Source organism: Pseudomonas sp. S4_EA_1b, from assembly GCF_016307435.1.
GTDB classification, from domain to species: domain Bacteria; phylum Pseudomonadota; class Gammaproteobacteria; order Pseudomonadales; family Pseudomonadaceae; genus Aquipseudomonas; species Aquipseudomonas rhodesiae.
The window spans coordinates 44,963-51,443 of sequence record NZ_JAEILC010000156.1; the positions used below are offsets into that span (position 1 = coordinate 44,963).

Sequence of the window (6,481 nt, forward strand, 5' to 3'; positions counted from 1 at the left end):
TGACCAAATTATCCTTTTGTCACTCAGACTTGCTCCATCGATATTACACAAACCCGCCCCACTCCCAAGCTTTCCAGAACCACGGTACTGAGCTTGTCTATCTGATCAGGTGGGCGGATGGAAGCGCATGGGTTGGGTAAACCTGATGGCTGACCAGGAATAGTCCGCCATCAAAGAAAAAAGCGCCGCGGAGCACGGCGCAATGGTGGGCCAGATTCGAGAAAAAAGGTGATGGCGTTGATCGACTATTCAAGAATACCTGCTGGCCTGCCACGTCCTTGATGCCTGTGCGATTAAAGTTCCTTGAAACGGTGTCGCGGCCTTCCGGGCACTGGCAAACGGATGCTGTAGATATTGCCCGCCGCCGGATAGTCCGCCTGCTCGGCCGCCGACATGCCGAACTTGGCGGTGGTGATGTACAAGGTGCGCATGTCCGGCCCGCCAAAGCAGCAACTGGTGGGGCGTGGCACCGGCATTGGCAAGGCCTGGAGCAGCACGCCATGGCGGTCGTACTGGAGCACGCAACTGCCGTTGAATTGGCAGACCCACAGGTTACCCTCGACATCCAGCGCCAGACCATCTGGCCGGCCAAGTTCAGCCGGTGTCTGGGCGAACACCAATACCTGTTCCAGGCCGTTTCCGTTCGCCGGATAACGGGCGCGATAGAGGGTACGGGCCACTGAGTCGACAAAAAACAACTCGCTGCCATCGCTCGACCACGCAAGTCCATTGGGCAGGCTGATGCCGTCCATTATGACCGAGGCGTTCAGGCCGGCGTCGTAGCGATAGAGCTTGCCCGTATTGCGGCTGTGACCTTCATCCATCAAACCGGTGATGAAGCGCCCCTGGGGGTCGCATGCACCATCATTGAAGCGATAGGACGACAGCGTAATGGCCAACTTTGAGTTGTGGGTGACCCGCAGACTTGTGCGGTCGAGGACGGCAACGCCGGCATCCTGGGTAAAAATCAGGTTGCCCTTGTCAGTCAAGGCCAGGGCGCCGATGCGCGCAGGCGACTCATACAGCCGCGTCAGGCGGCCATGTTGGTCCAGGGCATTGATCTGGCCGCCACTGATGTCGACAAACAGCAGGCACTGATGGGCTTCATCCCAGACCGGGCTTTCACCCAGATCGGCCTGGCACGCTGAAAACAGTTTGAGCTCTTCCTGAGCAGGCATATTCAATGCTCCTTAATTTGGTCCCAAAGCTGGGCAACTTGTTCGGCGCTGGTGGCCTTCACGCGGGCCAGATTGACGGGGTAGTCGACACCTGGGTTTTCGACAAACCGCGTCGCCGTAAATTGCCCATTGCTGGCACGCAGGACATAACCGGAGTCCTGGCAATGCTGCGACGCCAGAAACACCACGCCAGGCGTCACCCACTCTGGCTTGAGGTTCTCCGGTTCGCCCGTCACGCCCCACATGCGGGTCTTGGCCACTGGGGATACCGCATTGACGAGGATGCCCGCATCCGTGCCTTCCATGCTCAGCGCATTCATGATGCCCAGTTGCGCCATCTTGCCGGCGGCATACGCCACCAGGCCCGGTTGGGCATATTGCTGGTACATCGCGCGGTCGGATGACGTCAGCACGACCCGTGGGGCAGCAGACTGTTTGAGGTGTTTCCAGGCATGTTTGCATAACCACACGGGGGTATAGATATTGATATCCACCGCGCGGTCGATGAATGTTGTATCGGCCTCTTCAATCGCCTGATAACCGACCCAACCGGCGTTGTGAATCAAGATATCGAGTTGGCCAAACGTCTGGATGGCCGTTGCCACCAATTGCTCGCAACCCTGTTCACTGGACAAGTCGCCATGATGCCCCACCACGTTGAAACCTTTGTCCCTGAGGGTTTGCGCAGCCTCCATGGCGATGGAGCCATCCCCCCCGGCGCCCAGCTTGTCTGCGCCGATATCACTGATCACGACATTGGCACCCAGCGTGGCTAGCACCTGCGCATAACTAAAACCGAGCCCTCGACCAGCGCCCGTTACAACTGCCGTCTTTCCTGTAAAGTTCATTGGCTGTTTCCTCTTGAGTGCCACCTCACCTTAACAAGGGATATTCACGCTGTTTAATACTAACGGCGGCGCAAGCTGATACTTGGTTCGTATCAAGTTGACGCTCAACGCGAATGAATCGTTGACGTTTAACCCCCTAAAGGCCCACCCCGACACTTCCCCACGGCATTCAGGCCTGCTCGACAGCACTTGCAAGCTTTAGGTCCGAAGTTCAACTTACCCTGTCGAGCGCCTGTTTACAGGTAACATTGCCTCGCCCAGTCCACAGATCAGTTCAAATGAAGGACCAGAAGAAATGATCGAAACCCGCCTGCTACGTCAATTCATCGCCGTGGCTGAAGAGCTGCATTTCCACAGGGCCGCCATTCGCCTGCATATGGCCCAGCCCCCGTTGAGCCAAGCCATCCATCGACTGGAAGACAAACTGGGGTTCCGTCTGTTCACGCGCAATAAACGCGGGGTCAAGCTGACCCCCGCCGGCGGTGCGTTTCTGAACGCCGCCTACAGCACATTGAAGGAGTTGGAGCTGGGCATCGAACACGCACGCCAAGTATCCGAGGGTATTGCCGGCAAACTCACAGTGACTGCGGTGTCGATCGCCTACTATGAGTCGCTGCTCAGCACCCTGCGCCAGTTCCGCGAGACCTACCCCAAAGTCCAGTTGATCATCAAGGAGATGCCCTCTGCCAGCCAGGCCAAAGCTATTCTGTCCGGGGAAGCGGATATTGCCTTTATGCGCAAGTTGCCGATCTCGGCGGAAAACGTTGAGTCACGCCTGTTGCTCGACGAAGAGATCGTGATGGCGCTGCCCGCCCGTCACCCGAAGGCGAAGGAAGGTCCGATCGACTTGAGGGATTTCGCTGGGGAAGACTTCGTATTCACCCCCGAAGCCCTGGGCACCGGCTATCACAGCCAGTTGATCGCCTTGTGTGAGGCCGCCGGTTTTTACCCCAAGGTGGTGCAGGAGGCCGCGCAGATCCATACCTTGATCGGCTTGGTAGCCTGCGGTTTTGGCGTTGCCCTGGTGCCTGAGTCGATTGCTAACACAATCATGCGCGACAAGGTCCTGTTCCGCCGGGTCTGCCCCGTGACCGCCTCCCCCAACCCGGCCATCGGTCTGTACATGAGCTGGAACACCCACAACGAATCACCGTTGATGGACAGCTTCATTTCCATGCTGGACTTCAATGCCGCTCCCCGGGTCGAGGGGATGAGCGCCGCCCAGATCAGTTAGAGCGCCAGCGGATCGATGAAGAGCGGCTGGTCATGCGTGATTCGGAGATCAATGCTTTATGGCATCACACTCGTTACGCAAGTTGTTGTCTTGAATGTTGCCGCAGCTTTGGCCGTTGACTTTGGCATTGCAGTAAGCGCGTTGATCGTTGTCACTGATGTTGCCGCAGCTTTGACCGTTCATTTCCGCCGAGCACCTGGCCCGAAGGTCGTTGTCCCGGATATTGCCGCAGCTTTGACCGTTGACTTTGGCATTGCAGTAAGCGCGTTGATCGTCGTCACTGATGTTGCCGCAGCTTTGACCGTTCATTTCCGCCGAGCAACTGGCCCGAAGGTCGTTGTCCCGGATATTGCCGCAGCTTTGGCCATTGGTTTTGGCCTCGCAATAAGCGCGTTGATCGCTGTCACTGATGCTGCCGCAACTAGCATGAGCGTAGGTACTCAACATCAATAACATCGCAATGATGGCTCTCATCACTCTCTCCATGGGGTCTCAGAAAATAGCCTGACGCTGACTGATCCAAGATGATCTTGTTGCTGTAACGAGCAATCAAATTGACATCATTTTTTCGGGAAGTTCCATGAGGGGATGTGACTTTCGGGCGTACAGTTTTTATGTTTTCGGCGACACCTGAATCGCCCCTGGCTTCGTAGGCATGCGGAGTGACCGCTTTTGGCCGATTCTGTTGAAAACAGTCGGCTTCGAATTCCACGCCAGAAAAGTACGCGCCTGAGATTGAAATCTGAATTTTTGGCAGAAGGTTCAGTACTCGGAGCTCACGTAGCAGCGGGCAACAGAGGTGTTTTCATACATTAATATTCGAGTGTTTTGGGAAAACTGACTTTTTCAACACAATCGGCCAGAAGCTGCCTGTCATACTGACCGCTTTTTGTTGACCGAGATAGGTCTTGACGTAAAATCGCCGCCCCGGAAAAATCAGCTGGCATAGTGAGAAGGAGCTTCGATGCAACGGGTGATGATTGTTGGTCAACCTGGGTCAGGCAAAAGCACTTTGGCGCGTGAGCTTGGTCAGCGCACAGGTTTGCCGGTCATTCATATCGACACTATTCACTGGCAGCCAGGGTGGATCGAGCGAAGTCCGGACGAGAAGACACAGCTTTGTCTCGATGTTGAGGCCCGAGATTGTTGGATATTCGAAGGCGGCCATTCAGCCACTTGGGACAACCGGCTGGCCCGTGCAGACCTTTTGATATGGATTGATCGTTCGGCGACGCTTCGATTCTTACGCGTACTGCGCAGAACCCTGCTCCAACGCGGTCAGTCTCGGCCTGACTTGCCTGAGAACTGCCCCGAACTGCTGATGAACCTGCCGGAGTTTTTTAGATTCATGTGGCGGACGAAAAAATCAGCGCGAGAAAAGATGCGGCAACTTGTTGCAACAGCGCCACCAGCTTGCCGCGTGGTTTGTCTGCGTTCTAATCGGGATACCTGCAATTTTCTCGCGAGCATTGAAAATTCGAACTTCCAGACTCCGCGAGATTGATCGACGGTTGCCTGATGCGATGCGGGACTACCGTTTACGAGTGGCTGCTATTGGCCCAGAGTGTGTAAAAACACTTCCGTATCGTGGATGCCTCAGCCCAGCGCAGCCAGGCGAGTCGATTGGCCACGTATTTGCCACGATCAGCATCGGTAACGCTCCGGAGCGCTTATGAAGCGTTTTAGCGCAACCTGGAGCAGCAAAAGCCGGAGGTTTTTACGCCGCTATTGCCTTCAACAAGCCTTCGGCACCGATGATTCTCATGACCCGCTTCATGTTGTAGGCGAGCACATTTAGACTCATCTCCGCGCTGACGCCGGCCAGCCTACGCGTGAGGAAATGCGTGGATCCCATCCATTGTTTGAGCGTCCCGAAGGGATGCTCAACAGTGCGCTTTCGGACTCGCATCATGTCCGGCGCCTGGTTCAGCCGGTTCTGCATTTCGTCTAGCACGGCTTCATGCTCCCAACGCCGCACTCGTCGCTGCTTGCTCGGCGTGCACTGAGTTTTCAGGGCGCAGCTTTGGCAGTTCGAACTCCAGTAGCAGTGCATGTTCAGGCCTTTCTCGACGCTGGAGAAACGCCAAATCAATGCCTCGCCAGCCGGGCAAAGGTATTCATTTTTAGCTGCGTTAAAAACGAAGGCATCTTTGTTGAAACGCCCGTCCGCTTTAGCTCCTGAAGTCATCGACTTGGGTACATAGGCGGTAATTTTTGCATCATGGCAGGCCAGGATTTCCTCGCTTTTGAAATAGCCTCGATCAGCCACGACGGACAGCGTTTCTGAACCAATGGCTTCCCGCGCCTGCTTCGCCATCGAGCTGAGTTGGTCGCGGTCAGAGCCAACGTTCGTGACCTCGTGAGCAACGATCAAATGGTGCTGGGTATCGACCGCCGTCTGTACGTTGTAGCCGACGATGCCATTGCCACGCGTCATCATCGAGCGGGCATCGGGGTCGGTCAGTGAGACCTGTTTGTCTGGAGAGTCGTTGAGCTGAGACTCGATCACCTGAAGCTCTTTCATCTGAGCTTTGAGCTTGGCGATTTTCTCTTCCAGGCGCGTAGCGTCTGGCTCAGCGGCGCTTGGCACTTGCCGATCAGCTGCATCAAGGGAGGTCAGGTAACGGTTGATGCTCGACTCGATTTCTCCCATTCGCCGCTTCAGTTTGGCGCTGGTGAAATTGCGGTCGCGGTTGTTCACTGCCTTGAATTTGCTGCCGTCGATGGCCACCAGGTTTTCGCTAAACAACCCCAACTGCTGGCACAGCACAACGAACTGGCGGCACACGCCGCGAATGGCTTTGCTGTTGTCTTTTCGGAAGTTGGCGATGGTTTTGAAGTCGGGCATCAAGCGCCCGGTTAACCACATCAATTCGATGTTGCGCTGGGCTTCTCGCTCAAGACGTCGACTCGATTGGATGCGATTGAGGTAGCCGTAGATATAGATCTTCAGCAGGATCGCAGGGTGATACGCAGGTCTGCCGGTTTCGGCGGGAATGACGCCATCAAAACCCAACGAGGCCAAATCGAGTTCATCGACGAAGGCATCAACCACCCGTACCGGGTTGGAATCGCTGACGTAGTCGTCGAGCCTCTCGGGAAGTAAGGTGCTTTGCCCTCGGTGCTCACCCTGGATAAACCGTTTCATGGGCTTCCCTTGCGATGAAATTCTCAGAAATCATAGCAAGGGTATGTCCGGGCGTTTTTACACACTCTGGGCC

Annotated in this window: 6 protein-coding genes; 3 read left to right on the forward strand and 3 right to left on the reverse strand. The window is 55.8% G+C overall.

Annotation, left to right across the window (positions count from 1 at the left end):
* Nucleotides 1-293: 293 nt before the first annotated feature.
* Both YA0848_RS33820 and YA0848_RS33825 read right to left on the reverse strand, forming a co-directional pair.
* Nucleotides 294-1,178: an SMP-30/gluconolactonase/LRE family protein gene (locus YA0848_RS33820; protein ID WP_034097288.1), complete on the reverse strand. Its 885-nt coding sequence runs from the start codon at nt 1,176-1,178 to the stop codon at nt 294-296.
* Nucleotides 1,179-1,180: 2 nt separating this feature from the next.
* Nucleotides 1,181-2,026 carry an SDR family NAD(P)-dependent oxidoreductase gene (locus tag YA0848_RS33825; protein ID WP_034097287.1) on the reverse strand — a complete coding sequence of 282 codons (846 nt, stop codon included), beginning with the start codon at nt 2,024-2,026 and terminating at the stop codon, nt 1,181-1,183.
* Between the two features lie 295 nt (nt 2,027-2,321).
* On the opposite strand from YA0848_RS33825, the gene YA0848_RS33830 reads away from it, so the two are divergent.
* The 3 genes from YA0848_RS33830 (at nt 2,322) to YA0848_RS33835 (ending at nt 4,764) form a co-directional block, all read left to right on the forward strand.
* The gene (locus YA0848_RS33830; protein ID WP_034112942.1) at nt 2,322-3,260 is read left to right on the forward strand and encodes a LysR family transcriptional regulator; all 939 of its coding nucleotides are present in this window, start codon (nt 2,322-2,324) and stop codon (nt 3,258-3,260) included.
* A gap of 51 nt (nt 3,261-3,311) precedes the next feature.
* On the forward strand, nt 3,312-3,713 hold the full coding sequence (locus YA0848_RS36865) for a hypothetical protein (protein WP_167389883.1): 402 nt from the start codon (nt 3,312-3,314) through the stop codon (nt 3,711-3,713).
* Between the two features lie 511 nt (nt 3,714-4,224).
* Nucleotides 4,225-4,764 carry an AAA family ATPase gene (locus tag YA0848_RS33835; protein ID WP_082036812.1) on the forward strand — a complete coding sequence of 180 codons (540 nt, stop codon included), beginning with the start codon at nt 4,225-4,227 and terminating at the stop codon, nt 4,762-4,764.
* Nucleotides 4,765-4,977: 213 nt separating this feature from the next.
* Here the strand turns inward: YA0848_RS33835 and YA0848_RS33840 are convergent, their stop codons facing one another.
* Nucleotides 4,978-6,408 (reverse strand): IS1182 family transposase, encoded by a 1,431-nt coding sequence (locus tag YA0848_RS33840; RefSeq protein ID WP_034097281.1) that lies wholly within the window; start codon nt 6,406-6,408, stop codon nt 4,978-4,980.
* Nucleotides 6,409-6,481 lie beyond the last annotated feature (73 nt).

Bases quoted from the DNA above. Each gene is read 5' to 3' on its own strand.
- YA0848_RS33840 (WP_034097281.1), bottom strand. From the start codon at position 6,408: ATGAAACGGTTTATCCAGGGTGAGCACCGAGGGCAAAGCACCTTACTT.
- YA0848_RS33820 (WP_034097288.1), bottom strand. From the start codon at position 1,178: ATGCCTGCTCAGGAAGAGCTCAAACTGTTTTCAGCGTGCCAGGCCGAT.
- YA0848_RS36865 (WP_167389883.1), top strand. From the start codon at position 3,312: ATGCTTTATGGCATCACACTCGTTACGCAAGTTGTTGTCTTGAATGTT.
- YA0848_RS33835 (WP_082036812.1), top strand. From the start codon at position 4,225: ATGCAACGGGTGATGATTGTTGGTCAACCTGGGTCAGGCAAAAGCACT.
- YA0848_RS33830 (WP_034112942.1), top strand. From the start codon at position 2,322: ATGATCGAAACCCGCCTGCTACGTCAATTCATCGCCGTGGCTGAAGAG.
- YA0848_RS33825 (WP_034097287.1), bottom strand. From the start codon at position 2,026: ATGAACTTTACAGGAAAGACGGCAGTTGTAACGGGCGCTGGTCGAGGG.